This is a genomic window from Kribbella sp. NPDC050124, from assembly GCF_044460355.1.
Taxonomy (GTDB): Bacteria; Actinomycetota; Actinomycetes; order Propionibacteriales; family Kribbellaceae; genus Kribbella.
In genome coordinates this window covers 1-25,738 of sequence record NZ_JBITJU010000019.1, presented here as the reverse complement: position 1 = coordinate 25,738, position 25,738 = coordinate 1, and the positions used below count along the sequence as shown (strand labels likewise).

The window sequence follows — 25,738 nt, the reverse complement described above, 5'->3', positions numbered from 1 at the left end:
ACTAGGTTCTGACTGCGGGATCAGCAGTCAGAACCTGAGGCTGCGCCAGGATCGTCCGAGTCTGGTACTGCGGAACGCCTTCCACACCCGGCTGCGCGCCAAGCGCCGTACGACCGGGTGCTTCACCAGGCGTCTGCTGGGCGCAGCGGCTTTCGCGGGTGGTGGCGGGCTGCTCAGCTTGACCGCCGGCCGTGCGGGGCGTGCTGGCAGGTGGCGGTTGACCTCGTCCAGGTGCTGGTCGAAGGTCGCCCGCCAGAGCGCCTGGTTGAGCGCGGCCTCGCCCGCCGCCGAACTCGCTCCGGCTATGGATGCCGCCCACAACGTGCTGACTGCTTGCGGGTCGAAGCCGTCGACGTCGGTGATGAGCTCTGCGATTCGATCGCGGTCGGGGGCGTCGGCGAGGCAGCGTGGTCTTGCCGGGGTTCGGCGCGCTACCGGCTGTGGCTTGAAGAACGGGATGTCCGCCCACTCCGGGATCAGCCGTTGCACGAGTTGCCGGTGCAGGGCGTTGTCGACCCGTTCCGCCGGGCTGAGGGCGAACGCAGACCGCACGAACGACGGGACGAGCAGCGGTGACACGACTCCGCTGCGCTCTCCCGTCGTACCCCAGCGGCGGAGCCGTTCGACGAGGTAGAAGTAGTCGAGCATGGTCGCGTTCTCGATGCCGCCGTGCACCGCGGTCCGCAGTACTCGGTCGATCTGCTCGGCGACGGCCATGCGGGAGAGTTCGGCCGGACCGGCGGTCGGCATCAGCCGGGTCTGCAGGCGGCTGCCGAAAGCATGCACCTTGTCGTGCAGGGGAAGCGCGTCCAGCTGCAGTACGTCGGCCGGGTAGAAGTGGCCGTGAGCAACTTCTCCGCCGGCGCCGCCGATGGCCAGGTGGACGACGTTGGCGAGGGTGGCCGGCGGGGCGTGGAAAAGGTAGCTGGCCGGGCGGAGTCCCTCGGCGTACCGGTGCCAGCGGAGAGCACGGTCGACCAGTGGCGGCGGCGTGGCTGGACGCGGGTTGGCCACGGGCTTGACGGGCTGCGGTTTGGCCGGTGCCGGGGTCGCGTGCTCGACCTGGAAGGGCAGTGCCTGGACGAGAGTCTCGGCTACCTGCAGTTCACCGGGGACTGCGTCGTAGCTGTTGAGCTTCAGGTCCACACCGGCCGTGAGGAACGCGGCAGCGACCACTCTGGAGTCCCGGCCACCGCTGAGGTCGACAGTCGGCTTGCCGGGCCACAGGCGGGCCACTGACTTCGCCACGTCCTGCAGCGCTTCGGCTGTCTCGTCCACAGTGTCCGGACTGTCGGTGGACCAGATGCTGGTGGTCTCGATGCGGGTGACCGTCTGCCTGCGACTCCTCCCGTCGGCAACAATGTGCGTCGCCCCTGGTACGGCGAGCACACCGTCGTACGGGGTGCTGTCGTCCATGAACCAGCCACACGCCGCGGCATAGCTCCAGCCCCGTGGCGCGGCTGCGGCGGTCATGCCGGCGAACAGCAGCGCCGCGGCAGGGCGGTTGCTCCACACCCAGCCGTCCGACAGTCGCAGTTGGAACAGCCTGCCGACGCCAATGGAGTCGGTGAAGAGGTCTAGGCGCTCCTCGGCTGGATGTAGCGCCGCCATGGTGAACGGTGGCGCCAACTCCAGGAAGTCCGCCGGAGTACGCCGTACTGCATGGGCCAGCCGTGCCGGACCGTCGTACGGCGAGACGTCGCCGATGACACGTTGATAGCCGAGCGGTGCGTACAGACTGGCTACCCGGAGATCGCTGGTGTCGTGCCAGGAAGGCCAGAGGCACGTGGTGTCGTCGCGATCCCAGATATGCAGGCCGATCGTGCTCGTGTCACAGCCCTTGTGGGTGGCCTTCTGATCCCACAGCCCGTCGTAGTACGCCTCGACCCGTGCGACCCCCGCCGCTGCCCTGGTCCCTGTCTCCCCGTGGAACGCATAGGCGACCAATGTTTCCATGCAGAGCCAGATGCAGGCCCCGCGCGGAAAGTTATCGCGGCGGCTGCTGCTGCCCTGGGTGCCCGCCCGGCGGTTGCTGACCGTAGTGCTGCGGTGGCTGCTGCGCGGGGAAGGTCTGGCCGTGCTGCGGCTGCTGGGCCGGGTACGGCTGTTGCTGCTGGGCCGGGTACGGCTGTTGCTGCTGGCCCGGGTAGCCGCCCCATTGCTGCTGCTGCGCTGGGTACACCGAGCCGTAGGCCCGGTCCTGCGCCCGTCCCTGGGCGGTCAGCAGCCGGTGCACCTTGGCGTCCGACGCCCAGCGCCGTACGCCGACCAGCAGGACGACGATGCCCAGGAACAGGAAGGTTCCGTCGAGCATCATGTACGGGATCAGCCGCCGCGTTCCGGGCACCTCGAAGACCTTGACCAGGTCGAACGCCTGCCGCAGCGGGAGGAGCAGGAAGGCCAGGCCGAACAGCGTCATGAACGCACCGGCGCCGGTCATCACGCCGGACCCGATCGTGGGCACGGCCATCAGCACGGCCGCGACGACGGCGGTACCCAGCAGCAGGACGAGCCACGGCAGGCTGCGGCCGAGGTCTTGGTCGAGCATCCCTCCGCGCAGCATGGCGAGCTTCGAGGAGGCGTAGGACGTGCCGACCATGGTCGCGTAACCGATGACTACCCCGATGACGAGTCCGAGTCCGGGAATGGGCTTAGCGGGCATGCGCACGAGACTAGACCTCTCCCCGGTTCAGCCGGCCGCCCTCACGAACCGCTGTCTCATCCCCCGGTCCCCCGGCCCGCACGTGCTCGTGGCGACGTGCCGAGCACGTCACAGATCTGTCCGGGGGTCGCCGCCGAGAACTATGCTGCCTGGGCGCCTAGCAGTGCGCCGGCCACTGGTGGGCCTGGTGCGCTGACCACGAGGACGAGGGAGCCGCATGTCAGATCCGAGGACCGAGGTGCAGCACGGGCTGGAAGGCGTGGTCGCGTTCGACACGCAGATCGCCGAGCCGGACAAGGAAGGTTCGGCGCTGCGCTATCGCGGCGTGGACATCGAGGACCTGGTCGGCCGGGTGCCGTTCGAGAACGTCTGGGGCCTGCTCGTCGACGGCGCCTTCACCCCCGGTCTGCCGCCGGCCGAACCGTTCCCGCTGCCGGTCCACACCGGCGACGTGCGGGTCGACGTACAGTCCGCGCTGGCGATGCTCGCACCCGCCTGGGGTCTGCGGCCGCTCTACGACATCGACGACGTCCAGGCTCGTGAGGACCTGTCGCGCGCCGCGGTGATGGCACTGTCGTACGTCGCCCAGGCCGCTCGTGGCATCGGGCAACCGATGGTGCCGCAACGCGAGGTGGACAAGGCGAAGACGATCACCGAGCGGTTCATGATCCGGTGGCGCGGCGAGCCCGACCCGAAGCACGTGAAGGCGGTCGACGCCTACTGGACCTCGGCAGCCGAGCACGGCATGAACGCCTCCACCTTCACCGCCCGGGTGATCGCCTCGACCGGTGCGGACGTGGCAGCTGCGCTGTCCGGTGCTGTCGGAGCCATGTCCGGCCCGCTGCACGGTGGAGCACCTGCACGTGTGCTGACGATGATCGAGGGTGTGGAGCGCAGCGGCGACGCGAGTGCCTACGTCAAGGGCCTACTGGACGCCGGTGAACGGCTGATGGGCTTCGGGCACCGCGTGTACCGCGCGGAGGACCCGCGGGCTCGCGTGCTTCGTCGTACGGCGCGAGAGCTCGACGCACCGCGCTACGAGGTAGCCGAGGCGTTGGAGCAGGCCGCACTCACCGAGCTGCGCGATCGCCGGCCGGACCGGGTGCTGGAGACGAACGTGGAGTTCTGGGCGGCCATCGTGCTGGACTTCGCCGAAGTACCGCCGCCGATGTTCACGTCCATGTTCACCTGCGCCCGCACAGCCGGCTGGAGCGCGCACGTGCTGGAGCAGAAGCGCACGGGCCGCCTGATCCGCCCGTCGGCCATCTACTCCGGTCCGCCCACCCGCCCCGCCACGTCCATCGAGGGCTGGAACCCCGACTGGGCCTAGTCACACGCGGGCTGAGCTCGGCGACCTACCTGTGCGCTGCTTGTACTGCCTGCTGAAGTACGGCACGTCGGTGTACCCCAACGCAGCAGCAACCTGCGTCACCGTCATCCCGGTCTCGGTGAGCAGTTGGTCGGCCCGATCGATCCGCGCTTGGATGAGGTACTGCGCCGGCGACATCCCCAGCTGGGCGACGAACCGCCGGGTGAACTGTGCCCGCGACAAAGCCGCCCGCCGAGCCATCTCGGCAACCGTCCACTCCCGCCCAGGATCCTGCCGAAGTTGCCGAGCCACCTCATCGACCACGGTGTCCGTGCCGCTCCGCCCCGGGTTGTGCACCGCGTCCCAGATCATCCCCAGCAACTGCTCCAAACACAGCTCAGCCTGCCGCCTCCCGAGCAGATCGCCCCGCCGATACCCCGCATCAGAAGCCCGCGCCAACACCCCGAGCAACTCACGATCCACCACCTCGCCCCACCGAATTCCCGGCACCACGCCGGCCCCGGCCTCGAAGTGCATTCCGAAGACCAGGAGGCGGCGCTTCGGGTCGTGGCCGGCGGTGGGTGCATCGCCTGGCGCGAAGACCGCGCAGATGCCCGGATGAAGCTCCCGATCGGCTCCGTCCAGCTCGAGTCGACCGCGCCCGTCCAGCACGCACCACAACAGGTGGTCCGGGAGTGGTCGCGACACCCATGACCAGCTCGACTCACAGCGCCAGAAGGTCGGCGCCGACAGCAGCCGCAACTTGAGCGGCTCACCCGCCGCCAACCCGTGCGCCAATAGTTCAACTCCTTGCGCCGATCCTCCGTGGCCCGACCCGGGTGCCGACTCGGAGAATTGCAGTCAAGGAACCAGAGTACGGCGATCCGGTCCTAGCCACCGGGACTACTGCGGGAGTAGCGCATGAGCGTTTCGTACAAGGTCGAGGAGCACCACGCCTCGACGTACAAGGAAGAGTTCGACCGCACCGGGTACACGCTGGTGCGCGGGCTGTTCAGCACCGACGAGGCCGAGCGACTGCGGGACCACTACATGGAACTGCGGAAGCGTGGGTCGGACCCGCACGACTTCGCCGGCCACACGTCCGTCAGCCGCGACCCGCTGCGCAGGTACCCGCGAATGGCGCAGATGCACCGCTGGGACGACGTCTCGCTGCGCTGGCTGACTGACGAGCGGATCGATCAGGTGATGACGGCGCTGCTCGGCAGGTCGCCGTACGCGGTCCAGACGATGCTCTACTTCAAGCCGCCGGGGTCCCGCGGGCAGGCGCTGCACCAGGACAACTTTTACCTGAAGGCGGAGCCGGGGACGTGTGTCGCCGCGTGGATGGCGCTCGACCGGGTGGACCAGGCGAACGGCTGCCTCGAGGTCGTCCCCGGTAGCCACCGCTGGCCGATCCTGTGCACCGAGAAGGCGGACACCAAGATCAGCTTCACCGACATCACGGTCCCGCTGCCGGACACCGACGCCGCCGTACCGGTCGAGATGGAGCCCGGGGACGTGCTGTTCTTCCACGGCGCCCTGGTCCACGGCAGCGCGCCGAACGTCACCACCGACCGGTTCCGGCGCGCGCTGATCGGCCACTACATCGAGGGCGAGGCCGAGCGGGTCGCGCAGTACTACCACCCGGCCCTCCGGATGGACGGCAGTCCGCTGGAGCTCGACGTGGCCGAAGGCGGCGGCGCGTGCGGCGAGTGGGTCGAGGGCCCCGACGGCCCGGTGGTCCAGCTGACCGGCACCGAGACCATCACCCGCAAGCACGAGTAGCCGACTCGCGGCGGGTTTGTGGGTGCGGGCCGCACGGGTCGGGTGAGACCCGGGGTGGTGGGTTGGGTGGGGTGTGGGAGGATAGAGCGCGCTGACAGCGTCGTCGGCTCTGGAATGGCAGACGACGAAGGGAAAGACGCTGGTGACCAGCGCCGATCAGAACAACACAGTCCAGATTCCTGCAGAGCTCAAGCCCGTGGACGGCCGCTTCGGCGCGGGACCGTCGAAGGTGCGCCCGGAGGCCGTCGCCGCGCTCGCGACCGAGGGCGCCAAGCTGCTCGGTACGTCGCACCGCCAGGCGCCGGTGAAGAACCTGGTGGCCCGGGTGCAGCAGGGCGTGTCCGACCTGTTCCAGCTGCCGGACGGCTACCAGGTCGTGCTCGGCAACGGCGGTTCGACCGCGTTCTGGGACGTCGCGACGTTCGGGCTGATCCGGGGGAAGAGCCAGCACCTGAGCTTCGGCGAGTTCTCCTCGAAGTTCGCCAAGGCCGCGCAGCTCGCGCCGCACCTCGGTGAGCCGAGCATCGTCAAGTCCGACCCGGGCACCCGGCCGGTCGCGGTCGCCGAGGCGGGCGTCGACCTGTACGCGTGGCCGCACAACGAGACCTCGACCGGCGTGATGGCACCGGTCAAGCGGGTCGAGAGCGCCGACGAGGGCGCGCTGGTCGCGATCGACGCCACCTCGGGCGCCGGCGGCCTGCCGGTCGACATCAACGAGGTCGACGTCTACTACTTCGCGCCGCAGAAGTGCTTCGCCTCCGACGGCGGCCTGTGGATCGCCGTGATGAGCCCGGCAGCGCTGGCCCGGGTCGAGGAGATCACCGCGAGCGGCCGGTGGATCCCGGCGTTCCTGGACCTCGCCACCGCGGTCGACAACTCCACCAAGCACCAGACGTACAACACGCCGTCACTGGCCACGCTGTTCCTGATGGCGGAGCAGACCGACTGGATCAACAACCAGGGTGGCCTGGAGTGGAGCGTGGCCCGGACGACCGACTCGAGCAACCGGCTGTACACGTGGGCCGAGAAGTCCGAGTACGCGACGCCGTACGTCGAGGACCCGGACGCTCGCTCGCTGGTGATCGGGACCGTGGACCTGGACGACTCGATCGACGCCGCCGCGGTCGCCAAGACGCTGCGCGCCAACGGGATCGTCGACACCGAGCCCTACCGCAAGCTCGGCCGCAACCAGCTGCGCGTCGCGATGTTCCCGTCGGTCGACCCCGACGACGTCGAGAAGCTCACCCAGGCCATCGACTACGTGGTCGAGCGCCAGAAGTAGCCCCTCGCCAACCACCACGTCAGCAGCCGCCGCCCACACCCCGGACGGCGGCTGCTCCACGTGTGGTCAGTGGTGGGTGCGGCGGCGGGGGGTTGTTGGGGACTGGCCGGTGAGGCGGGCGTTTTCGGCCATCCGGTCCAGGCGTTCGCGGCGACCTGGGGGGAACGTAACGATGGTGATGAGGAGGGCGAAGGCGGCGGCGCCGATCAGGATCCAGCGCAGGTTGCTGCTCTTCCCCGCTTCGCTGCTCGACTCGCTGCCGGTGGCCGGCTTGGGCGTCGCGGAGGCGGCGGGTGGGGTGGCCGCGGCCTTCGCGGGGATCGGGACCTGGTAGACGGGCGAGTCTACGCCCTCGGTGCCGGCCAGCACTGTCTGCCCGTCGGGCCCGACGGCTACCGACTCGCCCTGCGACGCCGAGACGGTGGCGCTCGCGACCAGGGCCGGTGTCTCACCCCAGGCGATGGTCGAGATGCCCGTGTAGGTCCGCAGCACCACCCGCTGACCGTCCGGGAGGAAGGTGCCGTCGGTGAACGTGCCCTTCGGAGCGGGCGCGAGCTTGGTGAGCTCGTTGGTGCCCTGCCGGGACGGGGCCGGCGGGGCCGCGTAGATCGAGCCGGCGCCCTTCGTGGACTTCGTGACGATGAACAACTGGTTCGTACCGGGCTCGACCAGCAGGGTCTCGGCGTCGTGCGCGCCGTCCGGGTAGGTGAAGTCGTACCGGTGGTAGGTGACGCTGGGGTTGTCGGCCAGTTCGGCCGGCTCCGGGATCGTGTAGATCTCGATCTGGTCCCGGTTGGCCTGGGCGTCACCGATGTCGGCGATGTAGATCGTCCCGTCGCCGTCCACCGCGACCGCCTCGACGTCCTGGACGTCCGCCTTGAAGCCGAGCACCATCCGGACCTTGCCGGTGATGTCGACGCCGAACACCCGCGCGCGATCGCCGGAGTCGTTCACCGTCCACCACAGGTCGTACCTCTGGCTCTTCGCCAGGCCGGACGACTCCTCGATCCGATCGTCGCGGATCGTGAACAGCTTCTTCACACCCGGCGACGGGTCGGCCGCAGGCGCCTGCACACCGGCAGGCGGCGACCCACCCTGCGCGGTGGTGGCGGACTCGGGCGGGAGAGCTGATGCTCCGGCTGGGAGCGCCGTGCCGGCAAGGCTGAAGAATCCGGCCGCCAGCAGGGCGAGGCCGGCCCGGATCCGCATCAGGACCCCACCTCCACACCAGCACCACCGACGGAGTGGGAGTCGGGGGGCGCGAGGAGGAGTTGGGCGAGGCGGGGGTTGACGTGCCAAGCGGTGGTGAGGGACTCGTATTCGGCGTGGAGGTCGGGGGTGGGGTGAGCGCCGGTTCGGGCTGCGCGCAGGAGGAGGTTGCGCGGGGTGTGCTGACTGTCCACGAACTGCACGACCTCCACCCGGTATCCGACCTGTCGCAGCACCGCCGCCCGCAGGGTATCCGTCAGGACGTCGGCAAACCGCTCACGAACGATGCCATATCGCGTCATCAGCGCGTACGGCGCCGGTGGTGTGACGCCTTTGAGCTGCTTTTGGATGTCGTGATGGCAACACGGAGCGGCGAGCACCAGCGGAGCCTCCCAGCGGACGGCTCGAGCCAGAGCGTCGTCGGTCGCGGTGTCGCAGGCGTGGAGCGCCAGCACGACGTCCGGGCGTACGTCGAGCTCCGCATCCTGGATCGTCGCGTCGACGAACCGCAGATGCTCCTGCCAGCCGAGCGCCGTCACGACCCTGGTGTTGCGCTTGCGCGCCGCCGGGTTGTGGTCGATACCAGTCATTCGTACGTCGTGACCCGCCGACGTCAGCAAGTGGTAGGCGGCCAGCGTCAGGTAGGCGTTGCCACAGCCGAGGTCGACCACCTGCAGCGGCCTGCCGGTCGCGATCCTGCCAGCGGAGATCGCCTCGTCGAGCGCCGGCGCCAACTGCTTGCAGAACTCCTCGACCTGCTTGTACTTCGCCTGGCGGGACGGCTTCACCCGGCCGTGGTGGTCACTGATCCCGAGCTCGATCAGGAACGGCGCACCCGGCTCGAGCACCCGCTGCTTCATCCGGTCGTGGCTGGTCGCCTGCTCCCGGGACTCCGCTTGCCGGTGGAGAAGCTCCTTGCCCTTCTTCGTGTACCGCAGCCGCAGCGTCTCAGTCGTCGTCTCGACGTGCCACGTCCCGTACGGGAGGTCGAGCAGCTCGTCGACGGCCTTGTCCGCCTCCGGTCCGGCGACGTTGCGGGTGTGCGCCTGGCGTTCGTCGTACTCGGTGATCTGCAGGTGGCGGACGTCTTTGAGGTCGACGTAGCGGAGCTCCACGCGCTGGTAGTGCGGTGGTTCCAGGCCGCGGCGACGGCCCGAGGCGACCGCGCGGACGAGGGTGCCCCGGTCCAGCAGCGCGGGCCGAATCACGTCGCGCATGCCGGACTCCGCTCCGGAACCGGTGGCCGGCTCGCCGGAGCTCCGATCCGGATCCGCGTCTGACTGCATCGCGCCATTGTCCCCGACCCCTTGGTCCGATCACAAAACGGTCTCGCCCGACGCCACACAGCCATCCGGCCGGGCGCTTCTCCGCGAGCGTCGGTCATTCGAGTTTCTCGTCTTCCTTCAGCAGGCCCAGGCTGCGCAGGCGGGTGGCGATTCCCCCTTGTTGACGCCCCAGAGCTTCGACCAGTTCGTCCTTGGTCGCACCGCCGCGGAAGAGCTCGGCCAAGGTGTGCTCCTCCTCGGCGGACCAGGGGCGGAACGCGTTCGGGTGGTTCTTGCGGGCCGCCTTGATCCGGTGGGTCATCGAGCGGGTGTCGAGCAACTCCAGGGACCGGATGCGCGCCTGCCGGTGCCGGCCGACCTCCTCGCCGTCGCGCCAGAACACCACCACGCCGTCGTCGAAGGTCATCAGCTCGGCCGGGACGTCGCAGTAGTCGTCGGCCTCGAGCATCACTCGCATCATGGCTGGTTGTCTCCGTTTCGTCGGACGGTCCGGCGGCCACGGCGGCGCTTCCGGTCCCGTTTCTCGACAGAGAAGATGCCGCGATTCGCCCCCTGCCCGACCACCGATTCGCAAGCTGTGGACAACCAACCGCACAACTCATTTGCAAAATCTCTTTGCAAACTGTCTTTGCAGTCCTACTCTCGGAGACATGAGCGATGACGAACCCGCAGAGGCAGCACTGATCGGTGGCAAGACGGTCCGGCTGGACCGACACCTGATCAGGGCACTGGCGCATCCGATGCGGAACCGGATGCTCGGGCTGCTGCGGATGTACGGCCCGCAGACGGCGACCACGCTGGCCGGGCGGCTCGGGGTGAACACCGGTGCGACCAGCTACCACCTGCGGCAGCTGGCCGAGGCAGGACTGGTGGAGGAGGACGACACCCGCGGGAACGCGCGGGACCGCTGGTGGAAGTCGGCGCACCAGGGGACGGCGTTCGACGCGGCGGAGCTGCTCGACCAGGAGCCGGAGCTGACACTGGGCTTCCTGCACGGGATCGGGCAGACGTACGCGGAGAACATGTTCGGCTTCATCGACGCGATGCAGACGCTGCCGCCGGAGTGGCGGGACGCCAGCATGCTGTCGGACTACATGTTCCACCTGCGCCCCGAGGAGCTGAAGGCGATGCTGGCCGAGGTGATGGCGGTGTTCGAGAAGTACAAGACACCGGATCTCACGGCTCCGCTACCCGAGGGCGCCGAGCAGGTGTCGGTCCAGATCCAGGCGTACCCGCGCGAGACCCGCTAAGTGGCGAGCGTGAGGCGGACAAGAGCAACTGGGGACCGAGCGCCGCTGGTGGCGTTCCTGGTCGCCAACGTCGTGTCGATCTGTGGGACCAGGGTCAGCGCGATCGCGATTCCGTGGTTCGTGCTGATGACTACGGGGTCGCCGCTCAAGACCGGACTGGTGGCGTTGGCGGAGATGGGTCCGCTGGTGCTGTGCAAGGCGGTCGGCGGACCGATGATCGACCGGGTGGGTCCGCGGCGGATCAGCGTGCTGGCGGACACGGCCAGCACCGGCGTGGTGGCGCTGATTCCCTTGCTGCACACGATGAACGCGTTGTCGTTCCCGCTGTTGCTGGCGCTGGTCGCCGTAGCAGGAGCGCTCCGCGGACCGGGCGACGCAGCCAAGGCTACGCTCATCCCCGACATCGCCCACGCCGCGAAGGTGCCGCTGGAACGCGTCACCGGCTTGGAGAGCACGACCGAGCGACTGGCCGGGTTCATCGCGTTCGCTGTCGCCGGCGGGCTGATCACGCTCGTCGGCGAGGTCAACGCGTTGTGGATCGACGCGGCGTCGTTCGGCGTCTGCGCCGTACTCATCCAGCGCTGGATCCCCAGGGAGCACCAGAAAGCCGACAGACTGGACGAGGGGAGCTACAAGGAGCGGCTGCTCGACGGATGGCGGTTCCTGCGCAAGGACAAGCTGATGATGCCGCTCGTCCTGATGATCGCGGTGACCAACCTGCTCGACGCCGCGGTCGGCGCCGTACTGCTGCCGGTCTGGATCAGGGAGCACGGCTTCGGGCCCGGCCACACCAGCCTGATCCTCACGTCGTTCGGAGTGACCGCCACGCTGTTCGCACTGGTCGCGTCAGCAGTCGGCGACCGCATCCCGCGGAAGGTGGTCTTCACGGTGGCGTTCCTGATCTGTGGCGCGCCGCGGTTCGTGGTGATGGCGTTCGATGCGCCGGTGTGGGCAGTGATGGCGGTGTACGCCGTCGGCGGCATCGGAGCCGGTTTCATCAACCCGGTGCTGGGCGCGCTGTTCATCGAGCGCATCCCCCGGCACATGCTCGGCCGGGTCAACTCGTTGGCCGACTCGGTCGCGTGGCTCGGCGTACCACTCGGCGGCGTAGTGGCCGGCGCGGCGATCGCGGGCGTCGGTCTGGTGCCCGCACTGCTCGCTGCCGGTGCGGTCTACTTCGTCGCGACCATGTCCCCAGTGTTCTTCGGCCGCAACGAGAGCTGGAAAGCTACACCGGATCCGACGGGTCCTCGGGGAACGGCGGCCGATTCGGATCTGGAGGCAGTCCCCACGTCTTAGCCTTCTTCGCCTCGGTCTCCTTGCGACGCAGCCGGTCCCGTTCCGCACTCAGCAGTCCGAGCAGTGCGAGGTCGAGCAGCATCCCGGTCACCGCCGCGAACTGCGTGCCCGCGAACTGGAACACCTGCGTGACCAGCAACGACACCAGCACCGCCAGCTCGAACAACCGGATCGCACGGACCCGGTTCCCCTTCCGCAACTGCAGTGCACCGCGCACCGTGAAAGAGGCCGACAGCAAGCTTCCCGCGGCGACCCCGAGCACCGGGATGTCTGTGGCCAATCCGTCGTCGTACCGGATCCCGGCCGCGATGGCGGGCGCACCGATCGCTTGGACGACCAGTACGGCGACTGCCACCCGAGGCGCGAGTGGATGCGAGGCCAGCCGGTCGAACCCACGCTGCAACGCCTGCCATGCAGCGTCGACCGGAGCGGCGAGCTCCACCTCGTCGGCAGGGCACGCGGCCAGCAGGTCTCTGGTCTCGCGCCGGCCGTCGACATCCAGACCGACCTGGCGAAGCTGCTCCGAGGCCTGCGCCAGTCGGCGCCGCGACAGGCCACCGGCGACCCCCTCGACGGCGTGGTCGACCACATTGGCCAACTGCTCGCGTTCGTCGATCGGCCGGCGGGTGGTGAGGAACCGGGTGCCGAGCACGATCAGCACGAAGACGACGTACACGATCGCCGCGGTCGGTTGGTAGAAGTAGTTGTTGTCCGAGGTGACGAACTTCCCGACCTCGTCGATGAACAGGCCGAACCCGACCCCGCCGATCAGCGCCGCCGCGGGCCGCACGACCGGACCGACGTACGCGAGCAGCAGGGAGATCGCGACCAGCATGAGCAGGCCGCCGGGGAGGACGTGGGCGATGTGCAGGCCCTTGCCGCCGATCTGCGGGTAGCCGCTCAGGCCGAGGAACAGCCGGGTGATCAGGACCGTCGCCACCCCGGACACCACGAACGTGGTCAGGTGCTCGGCGGACCGGACGTTGCGCACCAGCCCCGCCCGCATCAGGTACGGCGACCGCGCTCCCGTCATGGTGCTCATGCGGCACTACGTTAGTTGTCTCAGCGTCAGCGGACGAGGGCCGCGATGACGACCATGGCAACCAGTGCGGCCAGTACGAGCGAAGTCACCAATCGGCGGGTGCGGGGGTCCACCTGCTCAGGCTAATAGAACCCCGCGTGCCCCGAATCAGGGCAGGGGGTAGTTACCGAGGACTGATCAGGGGCTCCGGGCGGTGTACGCCGCGTGGGCGGTAGCCGACGGCGTCGGTCAGGCCCAGGTAGTCCGAGAGCAGCCAGATGATGGACAGCCACATCTCGGTGCCCTGCAGCCCGGGGATGGCGCGGTCGTCGGTGCCGTCCGGCGCGAACGCGAACCCGGCGCCGTCGACCCACCGATCCAGGATGCGGGTGAGCTGGTCCTCGGCCCACCGGGTGCCGTCCGCCCGGCCGACGTCGGTCTGCTTGCCGGCCAGCCAGAGCGGGTGGATGACGTCCAGGACATTGCACGCGTTGTAGCCGTCCCCGGTGAACATTCGCCGGTCGTTGCTGTGGGCAAGTACCGTCTTGACCGCCTGCTCCGGATACGGCAGCGGCAGTCCGAACTGTGCGTACGTCCCGCGCGTCAACCGGTAGAAGCCGTTCACGACCTGCAGCCAGCCGTCGTCCGGATGCTGCTGACCCCACATGCCGGTCGCCGGATCGACGCGCAGCAGGAGCCATCCCATCAAGGTCTCCAGCGGACCGGATTCCCCGTGATCCTTGAGGTTTCGCGCCAACGCGGTGCCGAGGCCGTCGATCCCCGAACCCGACGACCAGGCGTGCCGTTCCCACGGCAGCTTGTCGAGCTCCTCGGGCGTGAAGTCGGTCGTGATCGGGTGCTCGAAGCTGCTCTCCAGCACCTGCAACGCGTACCCGACACAGAGCACGTGATAGCTCGCCGGCCCCTGCAGGACGGACAGTTTGTCATCCGAGGATACGTCGAGACCGGCGTCGGCGAGGTCTCCTGGTGAGACCAGTCCGGTCGCGGGATCCTGGCGGTGACGCAGGCGGCGGACCAGGTCGTCACGCGTGCGCCCGTCCGGCGTACGTCGTACCAGGACGTCGGCGATCTCGACGGCGTCGCACCACGGACGGATCGCCGGCTCGTGACCGAGGTCGGGGCGGTCGACGAAACGCTCGCCGTCCCAGCACCGCTTCAGTACGTCGTCCACCTGCTCGCGAGCCTTCTCGGTGAATGCGGCGAGTCGCTGGGAGAGGTCGCCGCCCGACCGGACCGGGGTCTCGCCCGAGCGAGAACGCAGTACCCGGGCCGGGTTGCCGGCGGCAATCGTGTTCGCGGGGACGTCCTTGGTGACGACCGCACCGGCGCCGATGATCGAGTGCGGGCCGATGGTGACACCGTCGAGGACCGTCACGTTCGAGCCGATCCAGACGTCGTCGCCGATGGTGATGCCGAGCGCCGTGTGCTTCTGGCGGAAGATCGGCTGCCCCGGCGCGGTCCCGTGGTTGAACGCCAGCAGCGACGTGTGCGCGCCGATCCGGACGCCGTCGCCGATGGTGATCCGGCCGCGGACCACCGAGAACGGGTTGATCGTCGTGTCCGACCCGAGCGTGACGTGCCCGGTCACGTACGCGTGCGCCGCGATGTACGACCGCTCCCCCATCCGCAGCTCGTCGCAGTACACGGCCGCCGACTCCGCGACGTACACGTCGGCCGCGAGCGAGAGCGAGCCCCCGAGCCGCTGCTGCCGCTCGGTCTGGCGCTTGCGCTCGTCGTCGGAGCCGATCCGGGCGTACTCCCAGGGCAGGAAATCCAGTCGCAGCGGTTCACCAGAGGTCATGGGAAAACGCTATCCAAACTATGGAACTCCCGCTACCCCGGAAAACTCGCTGCTACCCTCTCGCCTGTGCGGGGTACCAGGCAGACATGACGACACCCGGATCCTTGGCCGGCGACGGTCCGGCGAGCAGTGGCGGGCGCCGGCGAGTCACCATCAGCGATCTGGCACGCCGTCTGCACATCTCCAAGGCGTCGGTCTCGTACGCGCTGAACGGCCGCGCCGGCGTCAGCGAGGAGACCCGGCAGCGGGTGCTCGACCTCGCCGAGGAACTCGGCTTCCACCCGAACTCGGCCGCGGTCGCGCTGTCCGCGAGCCGGACCCGGACGATCGGCATCGTGATCGCCCGCGACCCCACGCTGATCTCGACCGAGGCGTTCTACATGCGCACCCTGGTCGGCATCGAGCAGTACCTGAACGAAGTCGACTCGTCACTGCTGCTCCGGCTGACGGGCGAGCACGGCGAGGATCTCGACGTACTGCGGCGCTGGTCCCGGCAGGGGCGCGTCGACGGTTTCATCCTGTTCGACGAGCATGACGACGACCCACGGATCACGCTGCTCAAGGAGCTCGGGATGCCGTGCGTGGTGGTCAGCTCCAACGACCCCGACGACCAGGTCGGCCGGCTGATCAGCTCGCCGGCCGAGACGGTCACGCTGCTGCTCGACCACCTGGCCGAGCTCGGGCACCGCGACATCGCGCACATCAGCGGGCCCTTCACCTTCGTCCACGAGCAGCTCCGGGTGCGGATGCTGGGCGAGGAGGCCGAGCGGCGCGGGATGACGGTGCGGCACATCGAGGGCAGCTACCGGTACGACGACGGCGCCGAGCTGACCCGCCGGCTGCTGAACGACCCGAAGCCGCCGACCGCGATCGTGCTGGGCAACGACCTGATGGCGGTGGCCGCGCTGCGGGTGGCGATGGACCTCGGGACCGGCGTACCGGGTGAGGTGTCGATCCTTGCCTGGGACGACTCGCCGCTGTGCGAGCTGGCGCGTCCGGGGATCACCGCGATCGACCAGAAGACGATGGAACGCGGCCGCGCCGCCGCCGACCTCCTCCTCCGGGTAGCGGGAGGCGAGCCGGACCTCCACGAGCAGGCCCCGGCCGGCGAACTCCACCCCCGCGAGTCCACTGGCCCAGCCCCCAGAAGCTGAGCCGCCCGAGGCCAACGCCCTGGGCAGGCGACGTTCGAGGGGATATCCGGCTCTTCTGCTGTCTGTGTGGAAGGCGGAGCCTGGAGCCCGCGGCGCGGCGGGACATGTTGTGGTGGGCGGGGACATGCGGTGTCAGGTCCTACCCAACCAGTTCCTGTCCCAGGACACCGAGCAGGGACACCGAGTAGGACACCGCGGTGGTGCCGCGCAGAGCCACCACACATCGAGCAGAAGAGCCGGATTTCCCCTCGAGCGCGGCCGTCCGGGGCTGGGGGCGGGGTCAGCAGGGCGTTTTTCAAGACTCTGTGAAATCGGATGGTTTCGGAGGGTGTTGGATTGCGTTTGCCGGGGTGCCGCGGGAGGTTGGGGAACGTCACGAGGTAGTAACGAACCTGCGTGAACTGAACCGGTTAGGGTTTCGAAACTTAACCGGTTAGGCCACTATTGGGCCGATCCGCCTCCGCAGGTCCGCGGGGGCTCGACGGGACGAGGGAGTCCGACGTGAGACTGCGTTCGCTTGTAGCCGCAGCAGCGGTGACCGCCCTGGGAATCAGCCTGGCCGCCTGCGGTGGCAGCGACTCGGGCGATTCCTCCGGCGGCAGCTCGGGTGGAGACCAGACGCTGACCTACTGGGCCAGCAACCAGGGCACCAGCCTGGACAACGACAAGGAGGTGCTGACCCCGGTCCTGCAGAAGTTCACCCAGGAGACCGGCATCAAGGTCAACCTCGAGGTGATCGGCTGGAACGACCTGCAGACCAGGATCCAGACCGCGATCACCTCCGGCCAGGCGCCGGACGTGGTCAACATCGGCAACACCTGGGCCGCCTCGCTGCAGGCGACCGACGCGTTCCTGCCGTTCGACGGCGACGCGATGACCGCGATCGGCGGCAAGGACAAGTTCGTGCCGACGGCCCTGGCGACCGGCGGCAAGGAGGGCACCGACCCGACCTCGGTCCCGCTCTACGGCCTGGCGTACGGCCTGTACTACAACAAGGCGATGTTCGCCGCGGCCGGGCTGCAGCCGCCGAAGACCTGGGAGGAGATGGTCACCGCGGCCAAGAAGCTGACCAACCCGGCGAAGAACCAGTACGGCATGGCGCTGGCGGCCGGCAGCTACACCGAGAACGTGCACTTCGCGTTCATCAACGCCGCGCAGAACGGCGCCGACTGGTTCGACCAGGACGGCAAGCCGACCTTCACCGGTGACGGGCAGGTGCAGGGTGTGCTGCGGTACCTCGACCTGATGCAGAAGGACAAGGTCGCGAACCCGTCCAACGCGCAGTACGACAACGGCACCAAGTCGGTGAACGACTTCGCGAACAAGAAGGTCGCGATGATCATCAACCAGAACAACGCCGACTCCTCGATCGCCGCCAACGGCATGAAGAGCAGCGAGTACGGCGTGGTGGCGTTCCCGGCACCGCAAGGCGCGGCCAACCAGACCGCCAGCCACGTGGCCGGGATCAACCTGTCGATCTTCAAGAACACCAAGAACAAGGACGCGGCGCTGAAGTTCGTGAAGTACATGACGGACGCGAACACGCAGACCACGCTGGGCAAGCCGTTCGCCTCGCTGCCGGTGCTGAAGGACGCGAAGCCGGTCTTCACCGACGACGCCGAGGAGGCCGCGACCTTCCAGGACATCTACAACACCAAGTCCAAGCCGCTGCCGCTGGTGCCGGCCGAGGACCAGTACGAGAGCACCGTGGGCAAGGCGATGAACGCGATGTTCGCCAAGATCGCCACCGGCGGGACGGTGACCGCCGACGACGTGAAGGCGGCCCTGAAGACCGCCGAGGATCAAGTGGCCGCGAGTAGCTGACGCACCACCAGATGGCCCGGGCGGGAGGCGCGCCCGGGCCATCGACCACGTCAGCCGACCACTGCGATCCCAAGACAGGAGGCGACCCAGGATGGCCGTCGCCACGGCGGAAGCGCCGGTGCAAACCGCCAAACCCAAGCGTGGGCCGGAGCGCCGGCCCGGTCTGAGCCGGTGGCTCCCCTACCTGCTGCTGGCCCCGGCAGTGCTGCTCGAACTGCTCATCCACATCATCCCGATGCTGGTCGGGATCTGGATGAGCTTCGTCAAGCTGACCAAGTTCTTCATCGCGAACTGGTCCGCCGCGCCCTGGGCCGGGCTCGGCAACTACAAGGTGGCCCTCGACTTCGACAACGCCGTCGGCGAGGGGCTGCTGAAGTCCTTCGGCGTCACGGTCGCCTTCTCACTCACCACGGTCGCGCTGTCCTGGGTGCTCGGAATGGCCGCGGCGGTCGCGCTGCAGCCGCCGTTCCGCGGCCGGAGCTGGGTCCGCACCCTGTTCCTGGTGCCGTACGCGCTCCCGGCGTACGCGGGGATCCTGACCTGGAACTTCATGCTGCAGCGCGACACCGGCATCGTGAACCACATCCTGGTCGACAACCTCGGGCTGAGCAGCGACCGGCCGTTCTGGCTGATCGGCGGCAACGCGCTGGTCTCGCTGATCGTGGTCGCGGTCTGGAAGCTGTGGACGTTCGCGTTCCTCACCCTGATGGCCGGGCTGCAGAGCATCCCGAACGACATCTATGAGGCGGCCTCGGTGGACGGCGCCGGCAACCTGCGGCAGTGGCGCAACATCACGTTGCCGTCACTGCGGCCGGTCAACCTGGTGCTCGTGCTGGTGCTGTTCCTGTGGACGTTCAGCGACTTCAACACGCCGTATGTGCTCTTCGGTACGGCGCAGCCGCCGGCGGGTGACCTGATCACCTTCCACATCTACAACGCGTCGTTCCTGACCTGGAACTTCGGCACCGGGGCGGCGATGTCCGTGCTGCTGCTGATCTTCCTGATGGTTGTCACCGGCATCTACCTGCTCGTCACCGGAAGGAGGTCGCGTCGTGCGTGAGACCAGGGGCTTCAAGATCTACCGGGGCGCCGTCCTCGGCGTCCTCGGCCTGTTCGTGCTGATCCCGCTGTACGTGATGGTCACGTCGTCGCTGAAACCGCTGAAGGACGTCCAGGGCGCGTTCACCTGGTGGCCGTCGAACCTGACGCTGGCGCCGTTCGTCGACATGTGGAAGACGGTGCCGCTGGCCCGGTACTTCGTGAACAGCACGATCGTCTCGGTGGCCGCGACGGTGTTCTCGGTCGCGATCGCGATCCTGGCCGCGTTCGCGGTGTCGCGGTTCCGGTTCCGCGGCCGAACCGTGTTCACCACCACGGTGCTGTCGACGCAGATGTTCCCGGGTGTGCTGTTCCTGCTGCCGTTGTTCCTGATCTTCGTGAACATCAACAACGAGCTCGGACTGCAGTTGGTCGGGACCCGGCTGGGCCTGATCATCACCTACCTGACGTTCAGCCTGCCGTTCTCGATCTGGATGCTGGCCGGATACTTCGACAGCATCCCGCGGGAGCTGGACGAGGCCGCGCTGGTGGACGGTTGCGGCCCGATGGGCGCGCTCTGCCGCCCGGGGACTGTCCCGATACGGCTACGGCAATCTCGCTCTCGAGCAGGTCGCCGCCGACGCCGGCTACACCCGCGGGGCGCTCTACCACCTGTTCAAGAGCGGCCGCCTGGGCGCGCTCTACCTGGCCGCGATCCTGCCGTTCCGCTACGTCCTCGTCTATCCCCCGCTACTCAAGGGCATCGGCAAGTCGTGGGCGACTACCCTGGGTAAGGTGGCCTGAGACTTCCTGGGATCAACCCAGGAACTCCCATTCGCCCACTGTGGTGTACGCCGCACTGCGTCCCGGGCCAGCGCCGAGCCGGGATTCGATCAGCTGCAGACTCCCCGCGGTCCACGACGGGCCGTCGTACGTGTCGAAGATCCGCACCCACCGGGTCGCGTCCACCGGCCGCCGCAGCCGGGCCAAGGTGACGTGCGGGGTGAACCTACGGCCCTCCACGGTGACGCCCGCGCGGTTGGCCGCCGCCCGCGTGGTCATCGCCAGATGCTTGAGCGACTCGGTCTCGTCGCGCACCCCGGCGTACAGCACCCGCGCGTCAGGCACACCCGGGAACGCCCCGGCTCCGGTGAGTTGCAACTCGAACGGCGGCTGCCGTTTCGCGGCCCGCTCCAGCCGCGCCCCCAGCTCGTCGGTCTTCCAGTCCGGCACCTCGCCGAGGAAGGCCAAGGTGATGTGCCAGTGCTCGTCCGAGGCCCACCGGATGTCGTCATCCGGATGCTCCCGCCGCGGCTCCACGAACTCGCTCAGATCCTCCACTACGTCCATCGGCGGCACCACGGCCACGAACAATCGCATCCCAAAATGCTATCGGTGCGCGAAACTGCTTTTGTGGATGAGCTGAAGTTGCCGTCGCCGTGTGTGGTGATCCTGGCTGGGCCGGGGGCGTCGGGGAAGTCGACGTGGGCGGCGGAGCGGTTCGCTGCGGACCTGATCGTGTCGAGTGATCGGCTGCGGGCGCTGGTGGGGGCCGGAGAGGACGACATCGCGGCCAGCACGGACGCGTTCGCGTTGCTGGAAGAGGTGGTACGGCAACGAATCGGGCGCCGGCTGACGACGGTGATCGACACTCTCGGGCTGGATCGGGAGCGCCGGGTGCGCTGGCTCGGGCTGGCCCGGGAGGCCGGGATGCCTTGTGTTGCAGTGGGTTTCGACACGCCGGCGGCCGAGTGCCGGCGGCGGAACCGGGAGCGGGCGAAGCGGATCCCGGCCGATGCGCTGACCTCGCAGTTGCGATCATGGACCGCCGTCAAGAAGGAGTTGCCGACCGAGGGGTACGACGACGTGCTCGAGCCGGCTGTGGTTCGCGTCGTACCGTCGGCGTTCGTGGCGGCCGAAGCGGCGGCGCTGCGGCAGGAGGAAACGCCTACAGGGTTGCGATTCGGGCTGCAGTTGAGCAGCTACACCCACAAGGCCGGACGGGCGGGGACGGCGACCTGGATCCGTGAGGTCGCGGGCCGGGCCGAGGCTGCTGGGTTCGATGCGATCTACGTGATGGATCACTTCCGGCAGATTCCTCAGGTCGGGCGGGCCTGGGATGACTTCCTGGAGAGCTGGACGACGCTCGGGTACCTGGCGGCCTGTACGACGCGGGTGCGGCTGGGGACTCTGGTCTCCGGGATCACCTACCGGAACGTCGCGCATCTGGGGAAGATCGCCGCGACGCTCGACGTACTGAGTGGTGGGCGGGCTGTCTGCGGTGTCGGGCTGGCGTGGTTCGAGCAGGAGCACAAGGCTTACGGTTGGCCGTTCCCGCCGGTGTCCGAGCGCTACCTCATGCTCGAGGACGCGTTGCAACTGCTGCCGGTTTTGTGGGGACCAGGCAACAAACCGTTCCACGGCAAGGTGCTCGACGTACCGGACACCACCTGCTATCCGCGACCGCTGCAGGAGCGTTTGCCGTTGCTGGTCGGCGGAAGCGGGCCGCGGACCTTGCGGTTGGCGGCGCGCTACGCCGATGCCGTGAACGTGTTCGGCGATGTCGCTCAGGTGCGCAAGCGGGCCGGCATCGTGCGGGAGCTCAGCGACTCCGTGGAGCTGACGCACTTGTCCACAACCCTTGTGGGCAAGGATCATCGGGACGTGGACGAGCTGGTGTCGCGCCTGCGCCCGCGCAACCAGGACCCGGCCAAGTACGCCGCCTCCGTCAACGCCGGCACCGTCGCCGACCAGATCGGCCGCCTCCGCGAACTGTCCGAGGCCGGGGTCGCCGAGGTGATGATCAGCGTCCCGGACCTCGACACGCTCGAGACCGTCGGCGAGGTGATCTCAGCTTTTCGGCCTTAGGTCCAGCTTGAGCAAGGCGTTCTCGATCAGCTCCGACATCGCCGGGTGGATCCAGTACTGGTTGCGGGCCATCGAGTACGCGTCCAGGCCGAAGCTCATCGCCTGGATGACCGGCTGGATCACCGAGGACGCCTGCGGGCCGATGATGTGGCAGCCGATGATCTGCCCGGTGTCGGCGTCGGCGAGGACCTTGGCGAAGCCGGTGGTGTCCTCCATCGCCCAGCCGTACGCGATATCGGCGTACTGCTGACGACCTACGACGTACCGGATCCCGCGCTCGCGCGCCTCCTCCTCGGTGAGGCCGACTGCGGCGACCTGCGGGGAGCTGAAGACGGCGTGCGGGACGAAGCGGTGGTCGGAGGTGATCCGGTCGTCCGGGTTGAGCAGGTTGTGCTTGACCACCCGCGCCTCGTGGTTCGCGACGTGCTTCAGCTGGTGTGGTGAGGTGACGTCGCCGAGTGCGTAGATGCCGTCGGCAGTGGTCTGCTGGTACTCGTCGACGACCACGCGCCGCTCGGCGTCGATCGCGACACCGGCGGCGTCCAGGTTCAGGGTGTCCGAGTTCGGCGTCCGGCCGACGGCGACCAGCACCTCGTCGACCACGAGCTCGTCGACACCGCCCGGGCTGAGCATCTCCAGCGCGATCGACCCGTCCGCCCGGCGCTGCGCGCTGACCGTGTCGTGCTCGAGGCGGACGTCGTACTTACCCTGCGCGATCTCGGTGAACCGCTCGGCGATCTCGGTGTCCTCGTGCCGCATCAGCAGCCCGGAGCGGGCGATCAGCGTGACCTCGACGCCGTACGACGAGAACACGTGCGCGAACTCGGCCGCGACGAAGCCGCTGCCGATGATGCCGAGTCGCCGGGGCAGCTCGTCGATCCGCATGATCGTGTTCGAGGTGTGGTAGCCGGTCTCCTCGAGACCGGGGATGAACGGCACGATCGGGCGGCTGCCCGTGGCGAGCACGAACCGGTCGGCGGTGAGCACGCTGGTCGTGCCGTCCTTGCCGTCGACGGTGAGCTCCTTCGCGTCGGTGAACCGGCCGGTGCCGTCGTACACGGTGACGTTCGCGTTGTCGGCGTGGTGGTGCCGGTACTCCGAGCCGCTCGCCGCGATCGGGTCGATCCGGCCGAAGATCCGGTCCCGGACGGCCGGCCAGCGGACCCCGTCCAGCGTCTCGTCGACGCCGTACCGGGAGCTGATCGACGGGGTCGCGGCCAGGTCGGCGGTGTGCACGAACATCTTGGTCGGGATGCAGCCGACGTTGAGGCAGGTGCCGCCGAACGTGTCCCGCTCGACGATCGCCACCTTCCGGTCCGCGAACCGCCGGTTCACGATCGTGTTCCCCGAACCGGTCCCGATGATCACCAGGTCGTAATGAGTCACACTCCATTCTGGCCCGTCCGTGCGGGATCATGGGGACGGTGTCAGGCAGTGAGTTGGTGAGCAGCAACGGAACGCTCGGATGGGACGGATTCGGGACGCTCCGGATCCGGTACGACGCGTCCGCGGCCGGACTGGAGAAGCTCGCCAGATCCCTGCGCACCCGGTTGGGTGAGCGGACCGTTCCGGTCGAGGCTTTGCAGGGGATCAGCCTGAGCATGAGCCCAGGGGCTCCGGTCGTCACTCTCGAGCTCCGGGAACACGCCGATCCGCTGCTGTCGGTGAGCGGTGGGTCCTTCGCCGCGCTGCTCGATCCGTACCGATTCTTCCTCGACGCCGCGGACCGGTCGACCGCCGAATGGCTGGTCGCCGACGTCAAGGCGATGCTCGCTCGTCGCCAGGTGCCCACCTCGCCCTCGCTGCAGTGGCTGGTCGCGCCGCCGGTTGCGCCGGACCGGATCGAGGGGCGGGACGCGACCGTGTTCCTGGCCGGCGGTCACCTGGCGTTCGCCTACAAGTGGACGGCGAGCCGGAAGAAGAAGGCGGACGGCGAGCGGTTGTCGGTGCCGCTGGCCGACATCACCGACGTCGAGTGGACGCCGAACGAGGGGCGGCTGCGGACCAAGGGCTTCTTCCGGATCAGCACCGCGCGGACCGCGCTCGAGCGGCCCAAACCGCGGCACGATCCGGCGGCGCTGCTGACCGACCCACGCACCGACGTCGACGTCCTGTTCTTCGCCGCGCGGCTGCTGACCCGGATCCGGCCCTAGCCTCGAGATTTCATGTCGCGTCGGTTGAGTCCGGCGCGTAACGCACGGAAGTGCCTGTCCTGCTTGGGATTCTTGTGATTGCGAAGTCAGAAGATTCTCAAGAGGAAGGCACTCCGTAGGTGAATCGTAGCGGGTTGGCTGGTGTGGTTCTGGATCCGGAGCGCGAGTCGTTGGTGTCGTCGGCTGGTGGGGTGCTGTTGGGGCAGGTGGTGCGGGCCTCGGGGCTGCAGCGGATGTTGTCGGCCGGGCTGGCGCCGTGGCGGTCGACACGAACGGTTCACGATCCGGGCAAGGTGTTGATCGATCTCGCGACCGCGGTGGCGTTGGGTGGGGACTGTGCTGCTGATGTGGCGGTGGTGCGGGCCCAGCCTGACCTGTTCGGTGCGGTGGCCTCTGATCCGACGGTGTCGCGGGTGATCGCGAGGCTGGCCGCGGACGCCGGACAGGTGGTGCCGGCGATCCGGGCCGCGCGGGCGAAGGCGCGTGCGGCGGTATGGGCCCGGCGCCGTCCGCTGGCCGGTACTGCGGGGAGCCGGGACGGTGGCCTGGTGATCGTGGACCTGGACGCCACGCTGGTGACCGCGCATTCGGACAAGGAGCATGCCGCGCCGACCTACAAGAAGGGGTTCGGGTTCGCGCCGATGTGCGCGTTCGTCGACCACGGCGAGTACGGCACCGGCGAAGTACTGGCCCTGGACCTGCGGCCGGGCAACGCCTCACCGTTCAACGCCGCCGACCACATACGTTGCCTGGACGCGGCCCTCGCGCAGTTGCCGGAGACCGAGCGGGGCCAGGTGCTGGTCCGCGCCGACGCCGGCGGCGGCTCGAAGGCGTTCCTGCATCACGTCACCGACCTCGATCTGGAGTACTCGATCGGGTTCCCCGCCCAGGGCCCCGTCGAGACCGCGATCGAGACCATCCCCGAATCGGCCTGGATCGATGCCATCGACAGTGACGGCCTGCCGCGCGACGGTGCCCAGGTCGCCGACCTGACCGACTGGATGCCCACCCCGACCATGCCGACGCGTTCGGTGGCCCGGTTCGGTCCGCAGCACTGGCCAGACACCATGCGCGTCATCGCCCGCCGCGAACGGCCCCACCCCGGCGCGCAACTGCGGCTGACCGACCGCAACGGGTGGCGGATCACCTGCTTCGCCACCAACACCCCCATCGACCCCACCGGACGCCGCGGCTGGCCAGTCCAGGACCTCGAGGTCCGGCACCGCCAACGCGCCCGCGCCGAGGACCGCATCCGCAACCTGAAAGACACCGGGCTGCGGAACCTGCCCTTCCACGGCTACACCCACAACCAGATCTGGCTCGAGATCGTCGCGCTGGCCGCCGACCTGCTCACCTGGACCCAAACCCTCGCCTTCCACGACCACGCACCCGCCCGCCGCTGGGAACCCAAACGACTCCGCCTCCGGATCCTCCACGTCGCCGGCCGCATCACCCGCACCGCCCGCCGAAACCATCTCCGGCTACCCCGCGACTGGCCCTGGAACCAGCTCATCGACACCGGCTGGGCAGCCCTGCGAACCACCTAACAGCTCAACCCCGACCCCACAACCAGGACCCGGAGAACCGGCGGACCCAGCGCCGGAGCCCTCCCATGCCCGACCCCACACAACCCCTCCACCCCCACCCCAACCACTCATCCACCAGTCAGACGAAAGATCGAGGCTGATATGTAGGACCTGTTTGTCAAGTGGGCGTGGCGAATCGGTCCTGATGTCGGGTCAGGACTAGGAGAGGGTTCCCCGCCGTGGGGTGCCG

The 25,738-nt window shown here is 68.7% G+C and carries 22 protein-coding genes and 1 pseudogene; 13 read left to right on the top strand and 10 right to left on the bottom strand.

Annotation, left to right across the window (positions count from 1 at the left end; genetic code table 11):
- Nucleotides 1–27: 27 nt before the first annotated feature.
- Together ACIBL3_RS33070 and ACIBL3_RS33065 are read right to left on the bottom strand one after the other, a co-directional pair.
- Nucleotides 28–1,956 (bottom strand): hypothetical protein, encoded by a 1,929-nt coding sequence (locus ACIBL3_RS33070; protein WP_396357717.1) that lies wholly within the window; start codon nt 1,954–1,956, stop codon nt 28–30.
- A gap of 31 nt (nt 1,957–1,987) precedes the next feature.
- Nucleotides 1,988–2,662 carry a hypothetical protein gene (locus tag ACIBL3_RS33065; RefSeq protein WP_396357716.1) on the bottom strand — a complete coding sequence of 225 codons (675 nt, stop codon included), beginning with the start codon at nt 2,660–2,662 and terminating at the stop codon, nt 1,988–1,990.
- Between the two features lie 217 nt (nt 2,663–2,879).
- Between ACIBL3_RS33065 and ACIBL3_RS33060 the strand changes: the two genes are divergently transcribed.
- On the top strand, nt 2,880–3,992 hold the full coding sequence (locus tag ACIBL3_RS33060) for a citrate synthase 2 (protein ID WP_396357715.1): 1,113 nt from the start codon (nt 2,880–2,882) through the stop codon (nt 3,990–3,992).
- Here ACIBL3_RS33060 and ACIBL3_RS33055 read toward each other — a convergent pair whose 3' ends face one another.
- On the bottom strand, nt 3,993–4,769 hold the full coding sequence (locus tag ACIBL3_RS33055) for a helix-turn-helix domain-containing protein (protein ID WP_396357714.1): 777 nt from the start codon (nt 4,767–4,769) through the stop codon (nt 3,993–3,995).
- Between the two features lie 123 nt (nt 4,770–4,892).
- On the opposite strand from ACIBL3_RS33055, the gene ACIBL3_RS33050 reads away from it, so the two are divergent.
- Nucleotides 4,893–5,756, top strand: a complete 864-nt coding sequence (locus ACIBL3_RS33050) for a phytanoyl-CoA dioxygenase family protein (protein WP_396357713.1) — start codon at nt 4,893–4,895, stop codon at nt 5,754–5,756.
- Between the two features lie 142 nt (nt 5,757–5,898).
- Complete coding sequence (gene serC, locus ACIBL3_RS33045; RefSeq protein ID WP_396357712.1) at nt 5,899–7,038, top strand: phosphoserine transaminase; 1,140 nt, start codon at nt 5,899–5,901, stop codon at nt 7,036–7,038.
- 66 nt (nt 7,039–7,104) lie between these two features.
- Here the strand turns inward: serC and ACIBL3_RS33040 are convergent, their stop codons facing one another.
- The 3 genes from ACIBL3_RS33040 to ACIBL3_RS33030 form a co-directional block, all read right to left on the bottom strand.
- Nucleotides 7,105–8,247, bottom strand: a complete 1,143-nt coding sequence (locus ACIBL3_RS33040; protein ID WP_396357711.1) for a hypothetical protein — start codon at nt 8,245–8,247, stop codon at nt 7,105–7,107.
- On the bottom strand, nt 8,247–9,533 hold the full coding sequence (locus tag ACIBL3_RS33035) for a class I SAM-dependent methyltransferase (protein WP_396357710.1): 1,287 nt from the start codon (nt 9,531–9,533) through the stop codon (nt 8,247–8,249). Before ACIBL3_RS33035 ends, ACIBL3_RS33040 begins: the two co-directional genes overlap by 1 nt.
- Nucleotides 9,534–9,627: 94 nt before the next feature.
- Complete coding sequence (locus ACIBL3_RS33030; RefSeq protein ID WP_396357709.1) at nt 9,628–9,993, bottom strand: hypothetical protein; 366 nt, start codon at nt 9,991–9,993, stop codon at nt 9,628–9,630.
- Between the two features lie 190 nt (nt 9,994–10,183).
- Between ACIBL3_RS33030 and ACIBL3_RS33025 the strand changes: the two genes are divergently transcribed.
- Together ACIBL3_RS33025 and ACIBL3_RS33020 are read left to right on the top strand one after the other, a co-directional pair.
- Nucleotides 10,184–10,783: a helix-turn-helix domain-containing protein gene (locus tag ACIBL3_RS33025; RefSeq protein WP_396357708.1), complete on the top strand. Its 600-nt coding sequence runs from the start codon at nt 10,184–10,186 to the stop codon at nt 10,781–10,783.
- A 9-nt stretch (nt 10,784–10,792) separates the two neighbouring features.
- Nucleotides 10,793–12,082: an MFS transporter gene (locus ACIBL3_RS33020; protein WP_396357707.1), complete on the top strand. Its 1,290-nt coding sequence runs from the start codon at nt 10,793–10,795 to the stop codon at nt 12,080–12,082.
- Here ACIBL3_RS33020 and ACIBL3_RS33015 read toward each other — a convergent pair.
- On the bottom strand, nt 12,012–13,124 hold the full coding sequence (locus ACIBL3_RS33015; protein ID WP_396357706.1) for a hypothetical protein: 1,113 nt from the start codon (nt 13,122–13,124) through the stop codon (nt 12,012–12,014). The genes ACIBL3_RS33020 and ACIBL3_RS33015 overlap by 71 nt on opposite strands.
- Nucleotides 13,125–13,287: 163 nt before the next feature.
- Entirely contained in the window at nt 13,288–14,925 is a 1,638-nt protein-coding gene (locus ACIBL3_RS33010) for an acyltransferase (RefSeq protein WP_396357705.1), read from the bottom strand.
- Nucleotides 14,926–15,011: 86 nt separating this feature from the next.
- Between ACIBL3_RS33010 and ACIBL3_RS33005 the strand changes: the two genes are divergently transcribed.
- The 5 genes and pseudogenes from ACIBL3_RS33005 to ACIBL3_RS32985 all read left to right on the top strand — a co-directional run bounded on the left by ACIBL3_RS33005 (nt 15,012) and on the right by ACIBL3_RS32985 (nt 19,745).
- On the top strand, nt 15,012–16,079 hold the full coding sequence (locus ACIBL3_RS33005) for a LacI family DNA-binding transcriptional regulator (protein ID WP_396357704.1): 1,068 nt from the start codon (nt 15,012–15,014) through the stop codon (nt 16,077–16,079).
- Between the two features lie 501 nt (nt 16,080–16,580).
- The gene (locus ACIBL3_RS33000; RefSeq protein ID WP_396357703.1) at nt 16,581–17,903 is read left to right on the top strand and encodes an ABC transporter substrate-binding protein; all 1,323 of its coding nucleotides are present in this window, start codon (nt 16,581–16,583) and stop codon (nt 17,901–17,903) included.
- Nucleotides 17,904–17,994: 91 nt separating this feature from the next.
- Complete coding sequence (locus ACIBL3_RS32995; protein WP_396357702.1) at nt 17,995–18,963, top strand: carbohydrate ABC transporter permease; 969 nt, start codon at nt 17,995–17,997, stop codon at nt 18,961–18,963.
- Nucleotides 18,964–19,039: 76 nt separating this feature from the next.
- Nucleotides 19,040–19,462, top strand: a pseudogene (locus tag ACIBL3_RS32990) (carbohydrate ABC transporter permease); the annotation flags it as partial.
- A gap of 70 nt (nt 19,463–19,532) precedes the next feature.
- Nucleotides 19,533–19,745, top strand: coding sequence for a TetR family transcriptional regulator (locus ACIBL3_RS32985; RefSeq protein ID WP_396357894.1), 213 nt, complete (start codon nt 19,533–19,535; stop codon nt 19,743–19,745).
- A gap of 12 nt (nt 19,746–19,757) precedes the next feature.
- On the opposite strand, the gene thpR is transcribed toward ACIBL3_RS32985, so the two are convergent.
- Nucleotides 19,758–20,321, bottom strand: a complete 564-nt coding sequence (gene thpR, locus ACIBL3_RS32980; RefSeq protein WP_396357701.1) for an RNA 2',3'-cyclic phosphodiesterase — start codon at nt 20,319–20,321, stop codon at nt 19,758–19,760.
- 33 nt (nt 20,322–20,354) lie between these two features.
- On the opposite strand from thpR, the gene ACIBL3_RS32975 reads away from it, so the two are divergent.
- Nucleotides 20,355–21,809, top strand: coding sequence for an LLM class flavin-dependent oxidoreductase (locus tag ACIBL3_RS32975; protein ID WP_396357700.1), 1,455 nt, complete (start codon nt 20,355–20,357; stop codon nt 21,807–21,809).
- On the opposite strand, the gene ACIBL3_RS32970 is transcribed toward ACIBL3_RS32975, so the two are convergent.
- Nucleotides 21,792–23,195 carry a mycothione reductase gene (locus ACIBL3_RS32970; protein ID WP_396357699.1) on the bottom strand — a complete coding sequence of 468 codons (1,404 nt, stop codon included), beginning with the start codon at nt 23,193–23,195 and terminating at the stop codon, nt 21,792–21,794. The genes ACIBL3_RS32975 and ACIBL3_RS32970 overlap by 18 nt on opposite strands.
- 56 nt (nt 23,196–23,251) lie before the next feature.
- Between ACIBL3_RS32970 and ACIBL3_RS32965 the strand changes: the two genes are divergently transcribed.
- A complete protein-coding gene (locus tag ACIBL3_RS32965; protein ID WP_396357698.1) occupies nt 23,252–23,962 on the top strand; it encodes a DUF4429 domain-containing protein in 711 nt (236 codons plus the stop codon).
- 119 nt (nt 23,963–24,081) lie between these two features.
- Nucleotides 24,082–25,509 carry an IS1380 family transposase gene (locus tag ACIBL3_RS32960; protein ID WP_396357697.1) on the top strand — a complete coding sequence of 476 codons (1,428 nt, stop codon included), beginning with the start codon at nt 24,082–24,084 and terminating at the stop codon, nt 25,507–25,509.
- Nucleotides 25,510–25,738 lie beyond the last annotated feature (229 nt).